This is a genomic window from Pseudomonas sp. CCI1.1 (assembly GCF_034348165.1).
In the GTDB taxonomy this organism is placed as follows: Bacteria; Pseudomonadota; Gammaproteobacteria; order Pseudomonadales; family Pseudomonadaceae; genus Aquipseudomonas; species Aquipseudomonas paracarnis.
Genome location: NZ_CP133780.1, coordinates 565676 through 589266 on the forward strand (window position 1 = coordinate 565676; position 23591 = coordinate 589266).

Below are 23591 nucleotides of genomic sequence, written 5' to 3' on the forward strand. Positions count from 1 at the left end.
GTAGCAGCCAACGGTAACCACGATGCGAAGCGAGCCGCTCTTGATCTTGATCTTGCTCTTGATCTGCTTTTGATCTTAGGCGCCCCGTTAAACCACGCTGGCCGGAATTCGACAGGGATTTGGGGGGTAAACCGGCAGGGATGCCGGTTTAGCCGCCCCGCGCCATGGATGGCGCGTGGCGGCGGCCCCCCAAATCACTGGCGGATTACGGGCACACCGAGCCCAAGCGAGGTGCCGAGTGGTGGGGCAAGAGCCCTTTTGGTTACTTTTGGGGCTCTTTTCCAAAAGTGACCCGCTGTAAAAGCCAGCCCTTTCAAGGTCTTCTGTAAAATCCCCTGAAATTCATTCAGGGGGTACCTAAACGATGTGGGCGGAAGTTCTAGCGCGTTTCGAAAAAAAAGCACCTGCCAGTGTCATGGCCAAACTGGCGCTGCAGCAGGCTATTGCCCCCGAGTGGATTGATCAGGTTTTCGAAGAACACCGGCAACGGCAGTATTCTCGTGAGCTATTGTTCTCGACCATCATCAAGCTAATGTCCCTTGTTTCATTGGGCTTGAGGCCATCTCTGCACGCCGCCGCGCGACAACTGGAGGACCTTCCGGTCAGCCTGGCGGCTCTCTACGACAAGATCAGTCGTACCGAGCCTGCTCTGTTGCGCGCCCTGATTACGGGCTGTGCACAGCGCCTGGCTCCAACCATCCGGGAGCTGGGCTGCACGGCGATGCTGCCGGGTTGGCAGGTTCGGGTAGTGGACGGTAATCACCTGGCATCCACTGAAAAACGTCTGGGAGCTTTACGCAACGAGCGCGGCGCCGCTCGTCCCGGTTTTTCGGTTGTTGCATACGATCCCGATCTGGATCAGGTCGTCGACCTTCAGGCGTGTGAGGATGCCTACGCAAGCGAGCGCGTTTGTGTGCTGCCTTTATTGGCCAATGCCGAGCCAGGCCAAGTGTGGCTGGCTGACCGGCTTTATTGCACGCTCCCGGTTATGGAGGCTTGTGAGCAAGTCCAAACTTGCTTTGTCATTCGTCAGCAAGCCAAGCATCCACGCTTGATTCAAGAGGGTGAGTGGCAAGAGCCAGTACCTGTGGAAACTGGCACTGTGCGTGAGCAGATCATCCAGGTCAAAGGCGGTTACCAATGTCGGCGTGTCGAACTGACGCTTCATTCGCCAACGGACTCCGGCGACAGCAGCTTGATGTTCTGGAGCAACCTGCCTGAGAGCGTCAGTGCGCAACAGATCGCCGAACTGTATCGCCGCCGCTGGAGCATTGAAGGTATGTTCCAGCGACTGGAAGCGATCCTGGAAAGTGAGATCGAAACCCTTGGCAGCCCAAAGGCTGCCTTACTGGGGTTTGCAACGGCGGTATTGGCTTACAACGTCCTGGCTGTTCTCAAACGCAGTGTTGAACAAGCTCATCGGGATACCCAGCCTGAAGGATGGGAAGCCTCGATTTACCATTTAGCGGTTCAGGTCAGGAGTGGATATGAGGGAATGCAGATTGCGCTGCCCTCGGAACATTTTCCTGTCATTCCGTTGGAAAAACTGGCTCAGCACTTATTGGCGCTTGCCAGAAATATCCAACCTAAACAAGTTGCGAAAAGCCCCCGTGGCCCCAAGGTACCCAAGCCCAAAACATGGGTTAAAGGCACCGCGGTGAATGCGCATGTTTCAACGGACCGGATAATCAAGGCTGCCAAGACGAAAAGACCTTGAAAGGGCTGGCTGTAAAAGCGGAACCCTAAGTGGCCGTTACCGCAGCAATGGATATGTACTCGGTATAACTGCGTCGGCTTTCAGGCCGCCATCGCAGGCAAGCCAGCTCCCACAGTTGAATCATGGGGTGTCAGGTAGGCGGGCGTCGACTGTCAGGCCGTCACGGGGGCACGCCCCCTCCCACAGGTGTAACACCCAGCCCCGACTGACGGTTATTGTCAGAAATTTCCCACAGGAGTACAAATGTACTCCATGACAAACCTGACTCCCCGCCGCACCGCCATCCTGACCTTCATTCGCGAGCGCATCGCGCAACAAGGCCAGCCTCCCAGCCTCGCCGAGATCGCCGAGGCGTTCGGCTTCGCCTCGCGCAGCGTCGCCCGCAAGCATGTGGTGGCGCTGACCGAAGCCGGCTTTATCGAGGTCAACCCCAACCAGGCCCGTGGCATTCGCTTGCTCAATCAACCTGCGCGTCCCGAGTGGCTGGATGTACCGGTGCTCGGCCGTGTAGCGGCCGGTCGGCCGATTGGCGCCGATGCCGAGGTGCACAGCCGCTTGCAACTGGACCCCGCCACCTTCGCCAAAACCCCCGACTACCTGCTGCGAGTGCAGGGCGATTCGATGATTGAAGATGGCATTCTCGATGGCGACCTGGTGGGCGTACGCCGCACTGCCGAAGCCTTGAACGGGCAGATTGTGGTGGCGCGCCTGGACGGCGACGTCACCATCAAGCGATTCGAGCGCCACGGCGACAGGGTTCGCCTGTTGCCGCGCAACCCGGCGTATCAACCCATCGTGGTCGGGCCCGAGCAGGACCTGGCCATCGAAGGCGTGTTCTGCGGCCTGGTGAGGCAAGGCTGATGGGCGCCGTGGTTGCCCTGGACTCGCTGTTCAATGGCGGGCGAGTCTGGAAGGGCCGGCCCGCCGCGCCCCCGGCCAGCGTACATCCCACGGGGCTGGCGGCGCTGGATGCGGTGCTGCCCAGTGGCGGCTGGCCGGAATCGGCCTTGAGTGAAATCCTGATGGCCCAGGACGGGGTGGGCGAGTTGCAACTGGTGCTGCCCACACTGGCGCGCTTGTCGGCCCTGGGCGAGCGCATTGTGCTGGTGGCGCCGCCCTATACCCCCTATCCCCATGCGTGGCAGAACGCCGGGGTGGATGTGCGCCAGTTGTCCATCATCCGGGCCGAGGAGCGTGACGCGCTGTGGGCGGTGGAGCAATGCCTGCGTTCGGGCAGTTGCGGGGCGGTGTTGTGTTGGCCGCGCAAGGCCGATGATCGTGCCTTGCGGCGTTTGCAGGTAGCGGCGGAAACCGGGCAGACCCTGGCGTTTGCCTGGCGCTCCTTGAGCGAGGCGATCAATGCCTCGCCCGCCGCCCTGCGCTTGGCGGTCGAGGCCAGGCCCGCGCAAGTGCGGGTGCTCAAGTGCCGTGGCGGGCTGGCCCATCCGGCGCCGATTGCCCTGGCGGGGCATTGAGGTTGCCATGCGTTGGGTGTGTATTGTCTTCCCGCAATTGGCGCTGGACGGGGCACAGCGTGTGCACCCCGAACCCGAGCAGCCGCTGGCGCTGCTGGCCGGCACGCCGCAGCGGCGTGTACTGCAAACCGTCAACGCCGCCGCCCGCGCCTTGGGCCTGCGCCCCGGGCAATCGTTGACGGCGGCCCATGCCCTGGTCAAGCACTTTGCCTGTGTCGAATACGACCCGTTGGAGATCGAGCGGCTGCAGCAGTTTCTGGCCGCCTGGGCCTATCGTTTCAGCTCCCAGGTCAGCCTGTATTACCCACGGGCTTTGTTGTTCGAGATCGAATCGAGCCTGGGCCTGTTCGGGCCCTGGCCGCACCTCGAGGCGCGTTTGCGCAAAGAGCTGACCGAACTTGGCTTTCGCCATCGCATCGTCGCTGCGCCCAACCCGGCGGCGGCGCGGATATTGGCAAACGGCTACGACGGCCTGGCCGTGGCCGATGACCGCGCCCTGATGCAGGCCCTGGCATCGTTGCCTATCGACCGCGCGGGCCTTGAACCCCAGGCCGCCACCGCCTTGTCGCGCATGGGCCTGCGCAGCCTGGCCCAGGTGCAGGCCTTGCCACGGCATACCCTGGCGAGACGCTTTGACGCCAGCCTGCTCAAGCACCTCGACGCCCTGAGCGGGCAGCGGCCATTGGCCTTGGATTTTTATCAACCGCCCGACCAGTTCGATGCACGCATCGAGTTGAATTTTGACGTGCAATCCCACCAGGCGCTGTTGTTCCCCTTGCGGCGCTTGACCGGCGATCTGTCCGCTTTCCTGTGCGGGCGTGACAGTGGCGTGCAGCGCTTTGACCTGCACCTGGAACACGCCCAGGCACACGACAGCGTGATCAAGGTGGGCCTGCTCAGTGCCGAGCGCGAGCCTTCGATGTTGTTCGAACTGGCCCGTGGGCGCCTGGAGCAGGTACAGGTCACCGCGCCGGTGCGGGGGGTGCGCCTGGTGGCCGAGGACTTGCCGGTGTTCGTGCCGCAACGCCAGGACCTGTTCGACGACCGCCCGCAACAAACCCTGCCGTGGGAACAGTTGCGCGAACGCCTGCGTGCACGTCTGGGGGATGAGGCGGTGCAGGGCCTGCGTTTTCAGGCCGACCATCGCCCCGAATGCGCCTGGCAGGCCACGACCGACCACCAGGCGTGCCCGAGCTTGAACAAGGTCCGCCGCCCAGGCTGGTTATTGCCGCAACCGACCTTGCTGGCCGAACACGGCGTACAGATCCTGATGGGCCCGGAGCGCATTGAATCCGGCTGGTGGGATGGCGCCGATGTGCGCCGCGACTATTACCTGGTCCAGACCCGCGCCGGCCAGCAGGGGTGGGCCTATCGCACGGTGGGGCAAGGCGATGGGCTGTGGTTGCAAGGGTGGTTTGCATGAAAACCCTTGGGCCGCCACCTACTGTAGGAGGGTGCATGAGTTACGCCGAGCTGCACTGCCTGTCCAATTTCAGTTTCCAGCGTGGCGCCTCCAGTGCGCTGGAGCTTTTCGAGCGCGCCAAGCGCCAAGGCTACAGCGCCCTGGCGATTACCGATGAATGCACGCTGTCGGGCATCGTGCGCGCTTGGCAAGCCGCCAAAGCCGTAGACTTGCCGTTGATTATCGGCAGCGAAATGCACATCGAAAACGGCCCGAAACTGGTGCTGCTGGTAGAGAGCCTGAGCGGTTACCAGCACCTGTGCCGGCTGATCACCCTGGCCCGGCGGCGGGCTGAAAAGGGCCGCTATCGCCTGCTACAGGAAGATTTCGAGCAACCGTTGCCCGGTCTTTTGGCGTTGTGGGTAGCGCAAGACAGCGACACCCAGGCCAGCCTCGACTGGCTGCGCCGCACCTTCGACCAGCGCCTGTGGCTGGCGGTGCATCTGCATTGCGGCCAGGACGATGCGCGCCATCTGCAACAGCGCTTGCAACTGGCCCACAGCCTGCAAATCCCTGCCGTGGCCTGCGGCGATGTGCATATGCATGCGCGGGGCCGCCGGGCCCTGCAAGACACCATGACCGCCATCCGCCACCACGTGCCGGTGGCCGAAGCCGGCACGCGCCTGCACCCCAATGGCGAACGCCACCTGCGTAGCCTCGATGCGCTGGCGGCGCTGTATCCCCAGGCCTTACTGGATGAAACCCTCGCCATCGCGCGGCGCTGCACCTTCGACCTCGGCCAGTTGCGCTATCACTATCCACGCGAGCTGGTACCCGCGGGGCATGACGCCCAATCCTGGCTGCGCACCCTCACCGAAGAAGGCATCGCCCAGCGCTGGCCCGAAGGCATCGACGACAAGACCTTGCAGCAAATCCATCGTGAACTGCAGCTGATCAGCGAGCTGGGTTACGAAAGCTATTTTCTTACGGTGCATGACATCGTGCGTTTCGCCCGCAGCCGTTCGATTTTGTGCCAAGGCCGTGGTTCGGCGGCTAACTCGGCGGTGTGTTTTGCCTTGGGCATCACCGAAATCAACCCGAGCCTGACCAACCTGCTGTTCGAGCGCTTCCTGTCCAAGGAGCGCAACGAGCCGCCGGACATCGACGTGGATTTTGAGCACGAACGCCGCGAAGAGGTGCTGCAATACGTGTTCCAGCGCTATGGCCGCACCCGTGCAGCCTTGACGGCGGTGGTCAGCAGTTACCACGCCACGGGCGCGGTACGTGATGTGGCCAAGGCCCTCGGGCTGCCGCCGGACCAGATCAACGCCTTGGCCGATTGCTGCGGGCGCTGGAGCGATGAGGCGCCGCCGTTGGAGCGCCTGCGTGAAAGCGGCTTCGACCCGGACAGCCCACTGCTGCGGCGTGTCTTGACGTTGACCCAGCAACTGATCGGTTTTCCGCGGCACCTGTCCCAGCACCCTGGCGGCTTTGTGATCAGCGAATACCCGCTGGACACCCTGGTGCCGGTGGAAAATGCGGCCATGGCCGAGCGCACCATTATCCAGTGGGACAAGGACGACCTCGATGCCGTCGGCTTGCTCAAGGTGGACATCCTCGCCCTGGGGATGCTCAGCGCGATCCGCCGCTGTTTCGATTTGCTGCGCCGGCATCGCCACCGGGACTTGAGCCTGGCCACGATTCCCAAAGAAGACCCGGCCACCTACGCCATGATCAGCAAGGCCGACACCATCGGTGTATTCCAGATCGAGTCGCGGGCACAGATGTCGATGTTGCCCCGGCTCAAGCCGCAGACGTTTTATGACCTGGTGATCGAGGTCGCCATCGTACGGCCTGGGCCGATCCAGGGCGGCATGGTGCATCCGTACTTGCGTCGACGGAATAATGAAGAGCCCACGACCTATCCGTCGCCGCAATTGAAAGCCGTGCTGGAACGCACCCTGGGCATCCCGCTGTTCCAGGAACAGGTGATGCAAATCGCCATGGTCGCCGCCGACTACAGCCCCGGCGAGGCCGACCAGTTGCGCCGCTCCATGGCCGCCTGGAAACGCCACGGTGGCCTGGAGCCGCATCAGCAACGCCTGCGCACCGGCATGCTGAAAAACGGCTACACCGAAGCCTTTGCCGCGCAGATTTTCGAGCAGATCAAGGGCTTTGGCAGCTATGGTTTCCCTGAGTCCCACGCCGCCAGTTTCGCCTTGCTGACCTATGCCAGTTGCTGGCTCAAATGCCATGAGCCAGCGGCCTTCGCCTGCGCCCTGATCAACAGCTGGCCCATGGGCTTCTACAGCCCGGACCAGATCCTGCAGGACGCCCGGCGCCATCGCTTGCAGATCCGCCCGGTGGATGTGCAGGCCAGTGACTGGGAGTGCAGCCTGGAGCCCATCGACGGCCAGCAACCGGCGATTCGCTTGGGCTTGCGCATGATCTCGGGGTTTCGCGAGGAAGACGGGCGGCGTATCGAAGCGGCGAGGCAGCAGCGGCGGTTCAACGACATCGCTGACCTGGACGCGCGCGCCGGCCTGGATACGCGTGCCCAGGCGCTGCTGGCGGATGCCGGGGCCTTGCGCGCCCTGGCCGGCAACCGCCATCAGGCGCGCTGGGACGTAGCCGGTGTGCATCAGCAACTGGGCTTGTTTGCCGGCCTGCCGAGCCCCGATGAGACGCGGGTGGCATTGCCCGAGCCCACGGTAGGCGAAGATTTGCACGCCGATTACGCCACCCTCGGTACCACCCTGGGGCCCCATCCCCTGGCGTTGTTGCGCGCCGAGTTACGCCGGCGCCGCTGCCGCAGTTCCCAGGAGTTGCTGGCGGTGGAACATGGGCGCAACGTGAGCATCGCCGGGCTGGTCACAGGGCGCCAACGCCCAGGCACGGCGAGCGGCGTAACCTTTGTCACCCTGGAAGATGAGTTCGGCAACCTCAATGTGGTGGTCTGGCGCGACCTGGCCGAGCGGCAGCGCCAGGCGCTGGTGGGCTCGCGTTTGCTCAAGGTGGACGGCCGTTGGGAGGCGGTGGGTGAGGTGCGGCATTTGATCGCGGGGCGCCTCACCGATTTGACGCCGCTGCTGGATGGAATGGTGGTGCGCAGCCGGGATTTTCATTGAGTTCCAGGGGTTTATGCATTCCTCTGTGTTCAGGATGAAACCATCCACCGCTGGCGCGCTCCAAAACTTGCGACTGTCTTGTCCCTGCACAGAGCCCAATCATGCAATTTTTATCCAACCCCCATGGCTGTGAAGGCTGGGCCGGCGAAATGGCCCAGCGGATTCGCACGTTTGACTGGTCAAGTACCGACCTTGGCCCCTTGGATCAGTGGTCCACGAGCCTGGCTTGCACCGTGCAAATGATGCTCGCCTCACCTGTGCCGATGGTGATGCTGTGGGGGCGGGCGGGGTACATGATCTACAACGACAGCTATTCGGTATTTGCCGGCGGGCGCCATCCCTACCTCTTGGGCACTCCGGTCGAACTGGGCTGGCCGGAGGTGGCCGAGTTCAATCGGCATGTGGTGGATACGTGCCTGGCGGGCGGCACCTTGTCGTTCAATAACAAGGAGCTGGTGCTATCGCGTCACGGCCAACCGGAAAGCGTATGGCTGGACCTCTATTACAGCCCCGTGGCCGGTGACAACCAACAGCCGGCCGGGGTGCTGGCGATCGTGGTGGAAACCACCGAACTGGTGAAGTCCGAGCGGGTGCGCCAGGAGCTCACCCATAATCTGGAGCAACGCGTAGCCGCTGAAGTGCAGGCGCGGTCGGCCGCAGAAGACCAGTTGCGCCAGTCACAGAAGCTGGAAGCGATTGGCGGCCTGACCGGGGGCGTGGCCCATGACTTCAATAACTTGCTGCAAGTGATCGCCGGCAACCTGCATTTGCTCGCCAGGCATGAACCGGACAACCCCCAGGTGCAACGTCGCGTCACCGCGGCCATCGCCGCCGTGGAACGTGGGGCCAAGCTGTCGTCGCAACTGCTGGCCTTTGCGCGTCGCCAGCCCTTGTCTCCGGCGGTGTACAACCCGCAGCGCATCTACGCTGGCCTGGGCGAGTTGTTGCAACGGGCGTTGGGGGAAACCATTCATATCGACGTGCAACTGCCCCAGGACTCCTGGTGCATCAATGTCGACCGCAACCAGCTGGAAAACGCGCTGCTCAACCTGGCGATCAACGCCCGCGATGCCATGCAGGGCGAGGGTGTGATTCGTATCACCGGAGAAAACGTCATCCTCAACCCGGACGATTGCATCGGTAAAAGCATCAAGCCCGGCGAGTACGTGCGCCTGGCAGTGGCCGACACCGGCGTGGGCATGTCCGAGGCGACCCTCAAGCGCGCATTCGAACCCTTTTTTACCACCAAGCGCGAAGGCCACGGCACCGGCCTGGGCCTGAGCATGGTGTTCGGTTTTGTGCGCCAAAGTGGCGGGCACGTGGACATGTGGAGCGAGGAGGGCAAGGGCTCGGTGGTGCAGATGTATTTCCCCCACTGCCTGGAGCCTGAATGCTTCGACGACTACAGTGATGCGGACCTGCAAGGCGGCGGCCAGGAAACCATCCTGGTGGTCGAGGACAATGAAGGCGTACGCCTGACGGTGGTCGAGTTGCTGCAGCAGTCGGGCTATACCGTACTGATTGCCGAGGATGGCGACCGCGCGATGCAAGTGTTGCAGCGCGGCGTGTCGCCGGACCTGATCTTCACCGATGTGGTGATGCCCGGTCGGGTCAAGAGCACCGATCTGGCCACCTGGGCCCGCGCGCAGAACCCGCCGGTGCCGGTGCTGTTTACCTCAGGCCATACCCGCGACATTCTGTCTTCCAATCATCTGCTCAGCGCCGATATCCACCTGCTGAGCAAACCCTACAGCCCCGATGCCCTGACCCAACGCGTGCGCAGGGTGCTAAGCGCAAGACAAGGTTGCCCATGACTTCACAGCGCAACATCCCACCGCTCACCGCCCGGCAAGCGGGCTTTGTCAGGGTGCGTGGCGCCCGTGAACATAACTTGCGTAATGTCGATGTGGATATTCCCCGGGACGCCCTAGTGGTGTTTACCGGCGTGTCTGGCTCCGGCAAATCGTCCCTGGCGTTTTCCACAGTGTATGCCGAGGCCCAGCGCCGCTATTTCGAATCGGTGGCGCCCTATGCGCGGCGCTTGATCGACCAGGTCGGCGTGCCGGATGTAGACAGCATCGAAGGCTTGCCGCCTGCCGTGGCCCTGCAACAGCAACGCGGTACACCCAGTGCGCGCTCGTCGGTGGGCAGTGTCACCACCTTGTCGAGCTTGATCCGCATGCTCTATTCCCGCGCCGGCCGTTATCCGAAAGGGCAGGCCATGTTGTACGCCGAGGACTTCTCGCCGAACCTGCCCCAGGGCGCGTGCCCGCAATGCCATGGCCTGGGCCGTGTGTATGAAGTGACCGAGGCGCTGATGGTGCCCGATCCGTCATTGACCATCCGCCAACGTGCAGTGGCGTCCTGGCCGTTGGCGTGGCAGGGCCAGAACCTGCGCGACATCCTTGTGACGCTGGGCTATGACGTGGACATCCCATGGCGCGACTTGCCGAAAAAGCAGCGCGACTGGATTCTGTTCACCGAAGAAACCCCCACCGTACCGGTGTACGCCGGCTTCACCCCGCAGCAGGCCCGCGAGGCGTTGAAACGCAAGCTCGAACCCAGCTACCAAGGCACCTTCAGCGGCGCTCGGCGCTATATCCTGCACACCTTCGCCCACACCCAAAGCGCGCTGATGAAAAAGCGTGTATCGCAGTTCATGCAAGGCAGCGCCTGCCCATTGTGCGAGGGCAAACGCCTGAACCAGGCGGCGTTGTCGGTGAAGTTTGCCGGGGTGGATATCGGTGAGCTGTCGCAGCTGTCTTTGGCGCAATTGGCCGAGCTGCTGCGGCCGGTGGCTGCGGGACAGGACAGGATGAAGCTGTCGGTGGAAAAACGCCTGGCGGCCCAACGCATCGCCCAGGACCTGCTCGAGCGGGTCAACACCTTGATCGAACTGGGCCTGGGCTATCTGTCCCTGGAGCGCAGTACGCCGACCCTGTCGTCCGGGGAGCTGCAGCGTCTGCGCCTGGCTACCCAATTGGGCTCGCAGTTGTTCGGTGTTATTTATGTGCTCGATGAGCCTTCGGCGGGTCTGCACCCGGCGGATGGCGAAGCATTGTTCACGGCGCTTGATCGTTTGAAGGCCGCGGGCAATTCGCTGTTTGTGGTGGAACATGACCTGGAAACCATGCGCCGCGCCGACTGGCTGATCGACGTGGGCCCGGCTGCCGGCGAACATGGCGGGCAAGTGCTGTACAGCGGGCCGCCCGCAGGGTTGGCGGACGTCGAGGCCTCGCAGACCCGCGAATACCTGTTTGCCCCACCTCGCCCGGCCAATGCGCCAAGCCGCGAGCCGGCCGGGTGGCTGAAGCTCACAGGCGTGACGCGAAATAACCTGAAAGATTTGAACGTGGATTTCCCGCTGGGCTGTTTCACCGCGGTGACCGGTATTTCCGGCTCGGGCAAGTCCAGCCTGGTCAGCCAGGCGCTGCTGGAGCTGGTGGGCACGGGCCTGGGGCGTGTGCTGGAAAGCGACGACGAACCGAGCCTGGAAGATGCTGCACCGCAAGCCAGTGGCGGGCGCATCAGCGCCGGGCTGGAGCACATCCAGCGCCTGGTGCAGGTGGACCAGAAGCCCATCGGCCGCACGCCGCGCTCCAACCTGGCGACCTACACCGGGCTGTTCGACAACGTGCGCAAACTGTTCGCCGCCACGCCAGCGGCCAAAAAGCGCAATTACGATGCCGGGCAGTTCTCCTTCAATGTCGCCAAGGGCCGTTGCCCGAACTGTGAGGGTGAAGGTTTTGTCAGCGTCGAGTTGCTGTTCATGCCCAGCGTGTACGCGCCATGCCCGACCTGCCACGGCGCGCGCTATAACCCCGACACCCTGGCGATCAAATGGCAGGGCTTGAATATCGCCCAGGTGCTGGGGCTGACGGTGGAGCAGGCGGTGCAGGTGTTCGCCGAGCAACCGGGCATCCTGCGCTCGTTAGTCGTGCTGCGCGATATCGGCCTGGGTTATCTGCGCCTGGGGCAGCCGGCTACCGAGCTGTCCGGCGGCGAAGCCCAACGCATCAAGCTCGCTACTGAACTGCAACGTAACGCCCGGGGCGCCACCTTGTATGTCTTGGACGAACCGACCACCGGCTTGCACCCCAAGGACGTCGATCGTTTGCTCAGCCAGTTGAATCACTTGGTGGAGGCGGGGCATACGGTGGTTGTGGTGGAGCATGAAATGCGCGTGGTGGCCCAGAGTGACTGGGTGATTGATATCGGCCCGGGGGCAGGGGACCTGGGCGGAACGGTAGTGGCGTGCGGCACGCCCCACAAGGTTGCCAAGAGCAAACACAGCCGCACCGCACCTTATCTAGCCCAATCACTGATCTAACGGGGGCTGATGCCCAACATGTGGGAGGGGCAAGCCCGCTCCCCCATTAAGCCCCGTGTTAGTCAGTGAGGTTGTGCTGGATCTGCTCTTTGGCCAGCTTCACCACATTCTCCACGGTAAACCCGAACTTCTCCTGCAACTTGGCCAGCGGTGCCGAGGCGCCGAAGCTGTTCATCACCACTTTGGCGCCGGTCTGCCCGACGTAGCGGTCCCACCCCAAGGGCCCTGCCTGCTCCACCACTACACGGGCTTTTACCGCAGGCGGCAGGACGCTGTCGCGGTAGGCTTGATCCTGGTCTTCAAACAGCTCCCAACTGGGCATCGACACCACGCGAGCGCCAATGCCTTGGTCTTTGAGCTGCTCATAAGCGGCCACCGCCAGGCCCACTTCGCTGCCGGTGGCGATCAAGATGACCTTCGGTTGATCCGCCTCGGCCAACACATACGCACCTTTGGCCGCGCCGGAAGCTGCGGCAAAGTGGTTGCGGTCGAGGGTCGGCAATGCCTGGCGCGATAACACCATACAGCTGGGCCGATGGGTTTGTGCCAGCGCCACCTTCCACAGCTCAAGGGTTTCATTCGCATCGCCCGGCCGTAGCGTCAACAGCCCCGGCGTGGCACGCAGTTGGGTCAGGTGTTCGATGGGCTGGTGGGTGGGCCCGTCTTCGCCTACGCCGATGGAGTCATGGGTAAACACGAAGATCACCGGCAATTCCATGATCGCCGCCAGGCGGATTGGCGGTTTCATGTAGTCGCTGAACACCAGGAAGGTCGAGGTGTACGGGCGCAGGTAGGAAAGCGCCATGCCGTTGGCAATTGCGCCCATGGCGTGTTCGCGGATACCGAAGTGCAGGTTGCGCCCGCTGTAGTCACCCGCGCTGAAACGCCCGGCACCGTCGAAGGTGAGGTTGGTCTTGGTCGAGGGCGACAGATCTGCCGAACCGCCCAGCAGCCATGGAATTTGTTGGGCGAAGGCATTCAATACCTCGCCGCCCGAAGCACGGCTGGCGACGCCTTTGGCATCGGCGGCAAAGCTGGGCAGGTGTGCTTGCCATTGCTCGGGCATCTCCCCGGCGCGCATGCGTTGCAGCTCATCGGCCCGTTGCGGGTCGAGGGCGGCGAGGGTCTGGTTCCACTCGGCGTACAGCGGCTCGGCGCGTTCGTAAAGGGCATCGCGCAACAGTGTGCGGGCCTCTTCGGGCACGAGAAAACTTGAATCCTGCGGCCAGCCATAGGCGGCCTTGGTCAGGCGAATCTCGTCCTCTCCCAGTGGCTCGCCATGGGCCGCAGCGGTGTTGTGTTTGTGCGGTGAGCCGTAGCCGATCACGCTGTCCACCACGATCAAGGTGGGGGCGCCGGTGTTGGCCTTGAAGGTTTCCAGCGCCACGCTCAAGGCCTGCAAGTCATTGGCGTCGGTGACGTGCACGGTGTGCCAGCCATAAGCCTGGAAGCGTTGGATTACGTCTTCACTGAACGCCAGCTCAGTGTGGCCCTCGATGCTGATGGTGTTGTTGTCATAGATCCAGCACAGGTTATCGAGCTTCAAGTGCCCGGCCAGGGACGCGGCTTCGCTGCTGATGCCCTCCATCATGTCGCCATCACCGCACAGGGTGTAGACGTCGTAGTCAAACAGCACCTGGCCGTCGCGGTTGAAGCGCTCAGCCAGCCAGCGCTCGGCCATGGCCATGCCCACGCTGTTGGCGCAGCCCTGGCCCAGCGGCCCGGTGGTAGTTTCCACGCCCGTGGTCATGCGGTACTCGGGATGGCCTGGGGTCTTGGAGCCGATCTGCCGGAACTGCTTGATGTCGTCCAGGCTGACGGCCGGCTCGCCCGAGCGCTGGCCATGGGCATCGATTTCCACCACGCCGGCCAGGTGCAACAGCGAATACAGCAGCATCGAGGCATGCCCTACCGACAGCACAAAACGGTCACGGTTGGGCCAGTCAGGATGCTCGGGGTGATAACGCAGGAAGCGACTCCACAACGTATAACCCACCGGCGCCAGGCCCATGGGCGTACCCGGGTGCCCCGAATTGGCCTTCTGCACGGCATCCATGGCCAGGGTGCGTAGGGTGTTGATGCATTGGGTGTCGGCAGCAGTGGCAACGTGATTCATAAAACCGTTCTCCCTGGGGTGGCGATCTACAGTGGAGGGCGGGGCGGGGCAAAGGTTTGATCCCATCGCTTGCGCCGCGACGAACGGGTCGTTCTTGACTTCAAACATGACAAGTCTTGTTGGAATGGGCTAGCTTCAAGGGCGTAGACCATCGATCAATCTGTGGAGGTACGCCATGCCAGTGAAACACGACCTGTATCAGGACTTGGGGTTGAGCAAGGAAGTTGTTCACGAACGCAGGGCGCAGGACAAACGGTTGGATGCGCTGCTCACTCAATACGACGACGCCGACGCTGAGGTGCTAAAAGCGGAAAAAGCCAGTGCCAGCGATGAGGATGTGGAAAAGCTGAAGAAGAAACGGCTATTGGTCAAAGACGAAATTGTGGGGCGGCTGGGTTAGGCAATCCCTCGCCACACACTTGGAATGTGCACATTTGTTCAGAATTGTCTGGAGGACAAATGCCGTTTCACTCCTTATGATGCGCCCCGTCCACTCGGCTCTGGGGCTTGTTGCGACGCAAGGATTGCGTTGTTTGAGCCGGGTGGGCATCCTCAGAATTCATGCAATACAGGGCCGAATCGGTCGGCTGCAAATGCTGCCTGTGGGAGCTGGCTTGCCTGCGATGACGGCCTCCCAGCCGACGCCTATCCACCTGACACCCCACAATCCAATGTGGGAGTTGGCTTGCCTGCGAAGACGGCCTCCCAGCCGACGCCTATCCACCTGACACCCCACAATCAAACTGTGGGAGCTGGCTTGCCTGCGATGACGGCCTGACAGTCAACACAGTTGGACCGGGTACATATCCATTCCTGCGGTAACGGCCACTTAGGGTTCCGCTTTTACAGCCAGCCCTTTCAAGGTCTTTTCGTCTTGGCAGCCTTGATTATCCGGTCCGTTGAAACATGCGCATTCACCGCGGTGCCTTTAACCCATGTTTTGGGCTTGGGTACCTTGGGGCCACGGGGGCTTTTCGCAACTTGTTTAGGTTGGATATTTCTGGCAAGCGCCAATAAGTGCTGAGCCAGTTTTTCCAACGGAATGACAGGAAAATGTTCCGAGGGCAGCGCAATCTGCATTCCCTCATATCCACTCCTGACCTGAACCGCTAAATGGTAAATCGAGGCTTCCCATCCTTCAGGCTGGGTATCCCGATGAGCTTGTTCAACACTGCGTTTGAGAACAGCCAGGACGTTGTAAGCCAATACCGCCGTTGCAAACCCCAGTAAGGCAGCCTTTGGGCTGCCAAGGGTTTCGATCTCACTTTCCAGGATCGCTTCCAGTCGCTGGAACATACCTTCAATGCTCCAGCGGCGGCGATACAGTTCGGCGATCTGTTGCGCACTGACGCTCTCAGGCAGGTTGCTCCAGAACATCAAGCTGCTGTCGCCGGAGTCCGTTGGCGAATGAAGCGTCAGTTCGACACGCCGACATTGGTAACCGCCTTTGACCTGGATGATCTGCTCACGCACAGTGCCAGTTTCCACAGGTACTGGCTCTTGCCACTCACCCTCTTGAATCAAGCGTAGATGCTTGGCTTGCTGACGAATGACAAAGCAAGTTTGGACTTGCTCACAAGCCTCCATAACCGGGAGCGTGCAATAAAGCCGGTCAGCCAGCCACACTTGGCCTGGCTCGGCATTGGCCAATAAAGGCAGCACACAAACGCGCTCGCTTGCGTAGGCATCCTCACACGCCTGAAGGTCGACGACCTGATCCAGATCGGGATCGTATGCAACAACCGAAAAACCGGGACGAGCGGCGCCGCGCTCGTTGCGTAAAGCTCCCAGACGTTTTTCAGTGGATGCCAGGTGATTACCGTCCACTACCCGAACCTGCCAACCCGGCAGCATCGCCGTGCAGCCCAGCTCCCGGATGGTTGGAGCCAGGCGCTGTGCACAGCCCGTAATCAGGGCGCGCAACAGAGCAGGCTCGGTACGACTGATCTTGTCGTAGAGAGCCGCCAGGCTGACCGGAAGGTCCTCCAGTTGTCGCGCGGCGGCGTGCAGAGATGGCTTCAAGCCCAATGAAACAAGGGACATTAGCTTGATGATGGTCGAGAACAATAGCTCACGAGAATACTGCCGTTGCCGGTGTTCTTCGAAAACCTGATCAATCCACTCGGGGGCAATAGCCTGCTGCAGCGCCAGTTTGGCCATGACACTGGCAGGTGCTTTTTTTTCGAAACGCGCTAGAACTTCCGCCCACATCGTTTAGGTACCCCCTGAATGAATTTCAGGGGATTTTACAGAAGACCTTGAAAGGGCTGGCTTTTACAGCGGCTCACTTTTGAAAAGAGCCCAAAAGTAAGCAAAAGGCTCTTGCCCCACCACTCGGCACCTCGCCTAGGCTCGGTGTGCCCGTAATCCGCCAGTGATTTGGGGGGCCGCCGCCACGCGCCATCCATGGCGCGGGGCGGCTAAACCGGCATCCCTGCCGGTTTACCCCCCAAATCCCTGTCGAATTACGGCCAGCGTGGTTTAACGGGGCGCCTAAGATCAAGATCAAGAGCGGCTCGCTTCGCATCGTGGTTACCGTCTACCGTTACAGCGTTGTGCAAATACTCATCCTCGCCTCAGGCAAACAGGCCAAGATTTCGCGCCTCGACAGCTCTGCGTCCGTCATACTGGCAAGCATGACTTTCGACTCGCCTCTCGCCGCTTATCAACATGCAATCGCCCAACCAGGTTTCGTCGCCGACGATGCCCAGCGCCGGGCGGTACAAGCCTTGCAAGCCTGTCACGAGGCCTTGCATCAAGGGCGTTCGTCGATTGCCGGCGTTTACCTCTGGGGGCCGGTGGGGCGTGGCAAGACCTGGTTGATGGACCAGTTCTACCAAAGCCTGCGCGTGCCTGCGCGGCGTCAGCATTTTCACCACTTCATGGCCTGGGTCCACCAGCGTTTATTCCAGCTTACGGGCACCCAGGACCCCTTGCAGGCGTTGGCCAGGGAGCTGAGCCAGGCGGTGCGTGTGCTGTGCTTCGATGAGCTGTTTGTGAATGACATCGGGGACGCGATCATTCTCGGTCGCCTGTTCCAGGTGATGTTCGAGGAGGGTGTGGTGATGGTGTGCACGTCCAACCAGCCGCCCGACCAGCTGTATGCCGATGGCTTCAACCGTGAGCGTTTCCTGCCGGGCATCGATGCGCTCAAGCAGCATATGCAGGTGGTGGCCGTGGCAGGTGGCGAGGATCATCGCTTGCATCCCGGCGTGGGCATGCAGCGTTATTGGGTGAATCAACCCGAGGCACTGGCGGCGGTGTTCCGACAATTGAGCCAAGGCCAAGCCGTGAACAGTGTGGCGGTAAGCGTAGGGCACCGCACCATCATGACGGTGCAGGCCAGTGATACCGTGCTTTGGTGTCGCTATGCCGACCTGTGTGAGCAACCCCTGGCCGCCATGGATTTCATGCTGGTGTGTGATCGCTTCCACGCCATTCTGCTGGGAGACGTCCCTAACCTCAGTGCACAAATACGCCCGGGTCGAATTGCCCGTGGCACCGAAGATGGCGCCGAGCGCGTGGTGGCCGGGGATCGAGAGTTGCCGCAGTTGTCGGTGCACGATGACAGCGTGCGACGTTTTATCGCGTTAGTGGACGAATGCTACGACCGCAAAGTGCCACTCTTTATCGACGCCGCGGTGCCGTTGCACAGCCTGTACACCGAAGGCTACCTGGAGTTTCCTTTCCGCCGCACCCTGAGCCGTCTGCAAGAGATGCAGCTGCAACGCTTCGCCACATAGGAAAAATCGCTGTACCAAAGCTCATTGCACGCTTTGATGCGCGCAACCTTCGCACTTTCTGTCAGCTATTTGTCGCTTATCTCCTTCATCTACTGCCGACTCCACGCTTACAATCGCACCTCTCAAAGGGAACCGATTCCCTGGTTGTCGCTATCGAGGAAGGACATGGACACCCCAGACATCCTGGTGCTGCAAGCCAGCTATACCAACGCCGTGCACGCCGACGCCATTGGCCTGCTGCTCAACTCTTACGCTGAAGACCCGATGGGCGGCGGCCACAGCCTGCCAGCCGATCTCTTGCAGCAACTGCCAGCCGAACTGGCCAAGCGCCCACACGCGTTCAGTGTGCTGGCGTTCGTCGGGGGGGAGCCAGCGGGGTTGGTCAATTGTTTCGAGGGCTTTTCGACCTTCGCCTGCCGGCCCTTGGTCAACGTCCATGACGTGATGGTGAAGGAGCAATTTCGGGGTTTGGGGTTGAGTCAGAAGATGCTGCAAAAGGTCGAGGAAATCGCCCGGCAGCGCGGTTGCTGCAAGATCACCCTCGAAGTGCTGGAAGGTAATGCCCTGGCGCAGTCGGCATACCGCAAGTTCGGGTTTGACGACTCAGTGTTTGATCCCGCCCATGGGCGAATGCTGTTCTGGCATAAGCCGTTGTAATAAATAACCGGCAAAAAAAGGGCGCCATTAAAGGGCGCCCAATAAACCTTTGCCAACGGAGCAGAATGGCGCAGGGTGCTACGGATTAAGTAAGCATTAACTCAGCTGTTCGGTTGTGCCTGATCAACAGTCTCAGACTTAACCGATTTGCCATCGGCGCTGGCAACTTGTTGCTCAGCCTTGCCGTGGGTTTTTTCCTGAATGAAGCTGAAGTTGTTGTAGAACTCCTTGGAGCGCTCTGCGCCGCCCTCTGCAAAGGCGGCGGCGGAGGTCAGGGTCATCAGGCTGGCCAGTATCAAGGTCGACATTTTCATCGCGGTATTCCCATTAAAAGTGATAGGTGTCCGGTCGCTCCGTGATCAGATCATGGAGCGACTATGGCGCTATCTTATTAAGTGGGAATTAACGGGAGATGCCGTTGAAGTTAACAGTTTTGTTAACTTCAACGCGCGGGGCTATAACTTCCAATCCAATGCCAGCGTGACGGAACGCGGCTCACCCCAATACACGCCGTTATAAAAACCAACGCGCTCGTAGTATTTCTTATCAAAGAGGTTATTCACATTGACCGACGCCGAAACCTGTTCGTCGAACTGGTAGCGCGACATCAGGTTGACCACGGTATAGCCCTGTTGCGTGATCTTCGCCCGGGTGGTTATCGGCCGGCCTTCGCTGTTGCGCTGCCCGGTCGGGCGGTTGCTGAAGTCGTAGGTTTCGCTCTGCCAGTTCACTGCGCCGCCCACCGTCAGGTTGCGCCAGGCGCCCGGCAGGCGATAGGCGCTGGAGATCTTCACCAGGTTCAAGGGTTGGCTGGTGTTATTGCGTTTGTCCGAGCCATTAACTGAATGGGTGTAGGTGTAGCCGGCGGTCAGGTTCCAGTCCGGCGTGATTTCACCGGCGGCTTCCAGCTCGAAGCCGTTGACCTTGTTACCTTTGCCGCCGGATCTGTAGTACTCCTCGCCCGTGACCGGGTTGGGCGGGACTGAGTCATCCCGCTCGGCGACGTTGTCCTGGGTACTCCAGAAGTACGCGGCGGCCAGGTTCAAGCGCTCGTTCAGCACGCTGCCCTTGAGGCCCACTTCGTAGTTACTGCCGACCACGGGCTCCAGGTACTTCTTGTTGGCATCACGGTAGTCCTGGGGTTTGAAGATGTCGGTATAGCTGGCGTAGACGGTGTACTGCGGCGTGATGTCGTAGAGCAGGCCGGCGTATGGCGTCCACATATCATTGTGGGTCTGACTGGTTTTGCCCGAAGCGGTCAGTTGGTCGTTGGCATCGTATTTGGGCTCTGCGCTTTCCAGCTCCCAACTGCCGTAACGGCTGCCCAGTACGGCGTGCAAGCGGTCTGTGAGGCTCAGCCTTGTGGCCAGGTAACCGGCTTTCTGTTGTTTCTTGCTGTGCTCACCCTTCAGGTCGGTCACCTGGTCGGTGAACTTGCCGATGCCGCCCATGTGCTTCCAGTCCTGGATGGGGTAGTAGCTGGCTGGCAGGTCGCTGCGCATGAAGGGAGAGACATCCCGTTGGGCGGCTTCGCCATAGCCCATCATCAGCGCGTGTTCGCGGCCCAGCAGCGTGTAGCTGCCGGCCAGGTTGAGGTCGATGGCCTCCATGCGCGAGGTGCCGCGCATATGGCTGGCCCAGGCCGTCATGCCGCTGCGGTCGGGGTTGGGGAAACCGGCGCCGCCGTAATACACCTTGCCATCGGTGTCGCTCTGGCGATGGGTATAGGCGGCCTTCAGGTGCCAGTCGCCGCCGAGCCGATGGTCGAGGGTGGCGAAGGTGGTCTTGTCGGTCAGCGGCCAGGAACTCCAGTGCGCCGCCATGTTGATGGAGCGGGGCAGCCTGGCCTTGCCGCCCTGGCTGTTCCAGTAGGGCACGGTGCCCCAGGAGGTGCCTTGTACCTGTTTGTCCTGGTAATCAAAGCCGACGGCCAGCACGGTATCGTCGGAAAGATCGCCCTCGAGAATGCCGTAGCCCACTGCCCGCTGCAGCCCATAGTTGTCACGAAAGGACTGGCTGTCACGGTAAGCCAGCACGCTACGCCCGCGCAGTTTGCCGTCGAACGCCAGCGGGCCGCCGACGTCGACGTAGCTGTAGTAGTTGTCATGGCTGGCGCCACTGATGCCGGTCTTGGCCTGCCAGTGGGCGGTAGGGCGCTTGCGCACCATGTTTACGGTGGCCGAAGGGTCGCCTGCGCCCGTGGTCAGGCCCGTCGCGCCGCGCACTACTTCGATGCGGTCGTAGATGATGGTGTCGGCGTCGGTCTTCATGTAGCCGAAAGTGTTGAGCATCCCGTCAACCTGGAAGTTGCTGATGCCATAGCCTCGGGCGGAGTAGTAGACACGATCGGAGTCGTAATGCTGAACGTTGACGCCCGTGGTCTGGCGCAACACATCCGTCAGGGTGTTGAGATTGAAGTCGTCCATCTGCTGGCGTGTGACCACCGAGATCGATTGCGGGGTTTCCTTGACGGAGAGGTTCAGCCGCGTGGCGGTGCTCATCGAGCCAGTAGTGTAGGCGCCGGTGTGCTCGGTGGTGGCGCCCAGGTTGTCGGCGCTGATGGTGGTCGCGCCCAGTTCCAGGGCTTTGGCGGGGGCTGTATCGGGGTCGGTGTCGGCCAGCGAATCCGGGCTCAGCGCCAGGCTGAACAGGCCGAGGGTGAAGGTCATGGAACGGGTGAAGGGCGCGAACATCACTGCAGACTCCTTGTCGTCTTGGATACCTCCCCAAGCAGGGAGGGCTTGGTTCAAAGACGAAAGGAGCTGCGGAACTTTAGGGTTAAACGAGAATGATTATTATCTTTCTGTTGCAAGCCCCTGGCTTATTTGGCCACCACTTCGGCGCCGTCGGCCTTCTTGGGCTTGATCAGGCTGAAGTCGATCAGCGCCTTCTGCTTGGTCTCGTAAGGGTTGCCGATCAACAGGGGGCGTGGCTTGAAGCTGTCGCTTACCAGACTCTTGCTGTGGTCCAGCTCATCGAAACTCAAGCCTGCCATGTCGGCCCAGGTGTGGATCAACTGCGAACTGCTGTAAGGCCGTTGCAAGTCGCCGGCGAAGCTCCAGTCGTGGCTTTCGCGCCATTTTGGCGAGGCGTAGGCCATGAACGGGATGGTGTACATCGGCGCGGTCGGCTTGCCTTCGTTACGGCCCAAGGTGTCGTGGCCGGCGGAGTCGAACACGTCTTCGCCGTGATCCGACAGGTACAGCAAAAAGCCGTTGGGGTCGGTCTTGGCGTAGTCCTTGATCAGGCTGGAGACCACGAAATCGTTGTACAGCACCGCGTTGTCATAGCTGTTGTAGGTCGGCAACTGCGCATCGCTGACACCCGCTGGCACGCCCTGGCGGTCGGTGAACTTGTCGAAGGTCGGCGGGTAGCGGTACTGGTAGCTCATGTGGGTGCCCAGCAGGTGCACCACGATGAACTTGCGTTCGGCGGTATCGGCCAGGGCCTTGGAAAACGGCGCCAGTACATCGCCGTCGTACTGACGGGCGTTCTGGTTGCGGTTGTTGTTGAGGTACACCTGCTCGTCGGCCTGTTCGGAAAAGGTCGTGAGCATGGTGTTGCGTTTGGTCATGGTCTGCTGATTGGTGATCCAGAAGGTCTTGTAGCCGGCCTGTTTCATCACGCTGACAATCGACGGTGTCTTGAGGTACAGGTCTGGGTTTTCTTCGTCAGCGAAGGTCAGCACCTGTTGCAGCGCTTCAATGGTGTAGGGGCGCGGGGTGATGACGTTATCGAACACGGCCAGTTGGTCGCGCAGCTTGTCCAGTTCCGGCGTGGTGTTGCGCGGGTAGCCGTAGAGGCTCATGCGCTGGCGGTTGGTCGACTCGCCGATGACCAAGACAAGTGTGGACGGCTGGCCGGCCATGCTGTCCTTGAGGTTGTTCAAGGGCGGGATCTTGCTTGCACTGGTGAGCATGCCTTGCATGTTATCCAGCTGCTCGGTGTAGCGACGGTAGGCGACGATCATCTGCCAAGGCACGGCAGGCTCGATGCGGGTTTCGAAACGGTCGATGGCCAATTCCATGGTTTCGCTGGTGGCGATCTGCTTGACCAGTGGGTAGCCCACCACCGCCAGGACGATGGCAATGGCTGCCACGATTGACTGACCGCGCGGCAGGTACACCGGGCGCAAGCGCGTCCACAGGAAGATGGCGAAGGCGGTGTGGGCAATGAACGCCAGCACGATCCACCAGGCAAAGTATTGGGTGGCGTATTCGCCGGCTTCAGAGATGTTCGACTCGAACATGATGAAGATGACGCTCTGGGAAAATTCCTGCTGATAAATGAAGAAATAACCCAGGCTCGCCATGGAGCAAGCCCACAGCACCACGCCGATCAAGGCGGCGAGCAGGCGTGTACGACGCGGGAACAGCAACATCGGCGCCAGCCACAGCGCACTCATGAAGAAGGCCTGGCGGAAGCCACTGAAGCCGGAGGTGCCGGTCAGTTGGATAAGAAGTTGGGTAATACCCGAGAAATACCAGAAAAACAGGAATAACCAGCCAAGGCCGGCCCAATCAAAGCCTTTCGCAGTCGTCGTGCTGCGTTTGAACATCGCCATCCAGCGCCCCATCAGAGAAAGATTGTCGCGCACAGGCGCGCAACATCGGGCCGCCCAGGAAGTGAGCGGCATCGCGGAACGGGAGTATCAAGAGGGGAATGTGAAAACTTTGTGAGTTTTCTGTAGGTATTGCCTTACAACGCGTTCGGCCCGGCTTTCAGCACAGGGCTGGCTTGGCATCCGACGGTTGATCGAGCTGGGCTTGAAGGTGCAAGCGCAGGCGCAGGACTTCCTGTTGCAACTGATCGCGCTCGTCTTTCAACTGGCGCAGTTCATCGCGACGGAGGGTGACGTAGAGGGTCTGTGGCGGACGGGTCATCTGTGCTGTGCTCATTGCTTACCTCGCAAATAGCCGGTAGATCGCGGTGCCAAAACAGGTTTTTGGCAACAGTCGGAAGCAAGTTTGAATTCTTTTTCGCAGCAAGGGAACTTTTTTATTTTTGGCGGTCGTGTGACTTT

Annotated in this window: 16 protein-coding genes; 10 read left to right on the forward strand and 6 right to left on the reverse strand. The window is 61.2% G+C overall.

All coding sequences use genetic code 11. The annotated features are described in order from the left end of the window. Window positions 1–415: 415 nt before the first annotated feature. The 7 genes from RHM69_RS02535 to uvrA all read left to right on the forward strand — a co-directional run bounded on the left by RHM69_RS02535 (window position 416) and on the right by uvrA (window position 12052). On the forward strand, window positions 416–1717 hold the full coding sequence (locus tag RHM69_RS02535; RefSeq protein ID WP_080643517.1) for an IS4 family transposase: 1302 nt from the start codon (window positions 416–418) through the stop codon (window positions 1715–1717). 243 nt (window positions 1718–1960) lie between these two features. Beyond that, window positions 1961–2578 carry a transcriptional repressor LexA gene (gene lexA, locus RHM69_RS02540; protein WP_020301598.1) on the forward strand — a complete coding sequence of 206 codons (618 nt, stop codon included), beginning with the start codon at window positions 1961–1963 and terminating at the stop codon, window positions 2576–2578. Beyond that, complete coding sequence (gene imuA / locus RHM69_RS02545) at window positions 2578–3192, forward strand: translesion DNA synthesis-associated protein ImuA (protein ID WP_003191873.1); 615 nt, start codon at window positions 2578–2580, stop codon at window positions 3190–3192. The genes lexA and imuA overlap by 1 nt, the downstream gene beginning before the upstream one ends. A gap of 7 nt (window positions 3193–3199) precedes the next feature. Further along, entirely contained in the window at window positions 3200–4615 is a 1416-nt protein-coding gene (locus tag RHM69_RS02550; RefSeq protein WP_014718176.1) for a Y-family DNA polymerase, read from the forward strand. Window positions 4616–4650: 35 nt separating this feature from the next. Further along, window positions 4651–7722, forward strand: a complete 3072-nt coding sequence (locus RHM69_RS02555) for an error-prone DNA polymerase (protein WP_038449907.1) — start codon at window positions 4651–4653, stop codon at window positions 7720–7722. A gap of 101 nt (window positions 7723–7823) precedes the next feature. Further along, window positions 7824–9536 (forward strand): ATP-binding protein, encoded by a 1713-nt coding sequence (locus RHM69_RS02560; RefSeq protein ID WP_058410953.1) that lies wholly within the window; start codon window positions 7824–7826, stop codon window positions 9534–9536. Further along, on the forward strand, window positions 9533–12052 hold the full coding sequence (gene uvrA, locus RHM69_RS02565) for an excinuclease ABC subunit UvrA (protein ID WP_200601235.1): 2520 nt from the start codon (window positions 9533–9535) through the stop codon (window positions 12050–12052). Before RHM69_RS02560 ends, uvrA begins: the two co-directional genes overlap by 4 nt. A 58-nt stretch (window positions 12053–12110) precedes the next feature. Here uvrA and tkt read toward each other — a convergent pair whose 3' ends face one another. Then, complete coding sequence (gene tkt, locus RHM69_RS02570) at window positions 12111–14168, reverse strand: transketolase (protein WP_102667036.1); 2058 nt, start codon at window positions 14166–14168, stop codon at window positions 12111–12113. 175 nt (window positions 14169–14343) lie between these two features. On the opposite strand from tkt, the gene RHM69_RS02575 reads away from it, so the two are divergent. After that, a complete protein-coding gene (locus tag RHM69_RS02575) occupies window positions 14344–14568 on the forward strand; it encodes a DUF465 domain-containing protein (protein WP_014718181.1) in 225 nt (74 codons plus the stop codon). Between the two features lie 458 nt (window positions 14569–15026). On the opposite strand, the gene RHM69_RS02580 is transcribed toward RHM69_RS02575, so the two are convergent. Next, complete coding sequence (locus RHM69_RS02580) at window positions 15027–16328, reverse strand: IS4 family transposase (RefSeq protein WP_322255506.1); 1302 nt, start codon at window positions 16326–16328, stop codon at window positions 15027–15029. A 476-nt stretch (window positions 16329–16804) separates the two neighbouring features. Between RHM69_RS02580 and zapE the strand changes: the two genes are divergently transcribed. Further along, a complete protein-coding gene (gene zapE, locus RHM69_RS02585) occupies window positions 16805–17911 on the forward strand; it encodes a cell division protein ZapE (protein WP_200601237.1) in 1107 nt (368 codons plus the stop codon). A gap of 165 nt (window positions 17912–18076) precedes the next feature. Then, window positions 18077–18568 (forward strand): GNAT family N-acetyltransferase, encoded by a 492-nt coding sequence (locus RHM69_RS02590; RefSeq protein ID WP_014718751.1) that lies wholly within the window; start codon window positions 18077–18079, stop codon window positions 18566–18568. A 101-nt stretch (window positions 18569–18669) separates the two neighbouring features. Here RHM69_RS02590 and RHM69_RS02595 read toward each other — a convergent pair whose 3' ends face one another. The 4 genes from RHM69_RS02595 to RHM69_RS02610 all read right to left on the reverse strand — a co-directional run bounded on the left by RHM69_RS02595 (window position 18670) and on the right by RHM69_RS02610 (window position 23466). Beyond that, complete coding sequence (locus RHM69_RS02595) at window positions 18670–18882, reverse strand: hypothetical protein (RefSeq protein ID WP_014718750.1); 213 nt, start codon at window positions 18880–18882, stop codon at window positions 18670–18672. Window positions 18883–19023: 141 nt separating this feature from the next. After that, window positions 19024–21261, reverse strand: coding sequence for a TonB-dependent siderophore receptor (locus tag RHM69_RS02600; RefSeq protein WP_200601236.1), 2238 nt, complete (start codon window positions 21259–21261; stop codon window positions 19024–19026). A 128-nt stretch (window positions 21262–21389) separates the two neighbouring features. Then, on the reverse strand, window positions 21390–23132 hold the full coding sequence (locus RHM69_RS02605; protein WP_003190879.1) for a phosphoethanolamine transferase CptA: 1743 nt from the start codon (window positions 23130–23132) through the stop codon (window positions 21390–21392). Window positions 23133–23289: 157 nt separating this feature from the next. Beyond that, window positions 23290–23466: a DUF6026 family protein gene (locus tag RHM69_RS02610; RefSeq protein ID WP_196492057.1), complete on the reverse strand. Its 177-nt coding sequence runs from the start codon at window positions 23464–23466 to the stop codon at window positions 23290–23292. Between the last annotated feature and the right edge of the window lie 125 nt (window positions 23467–23591).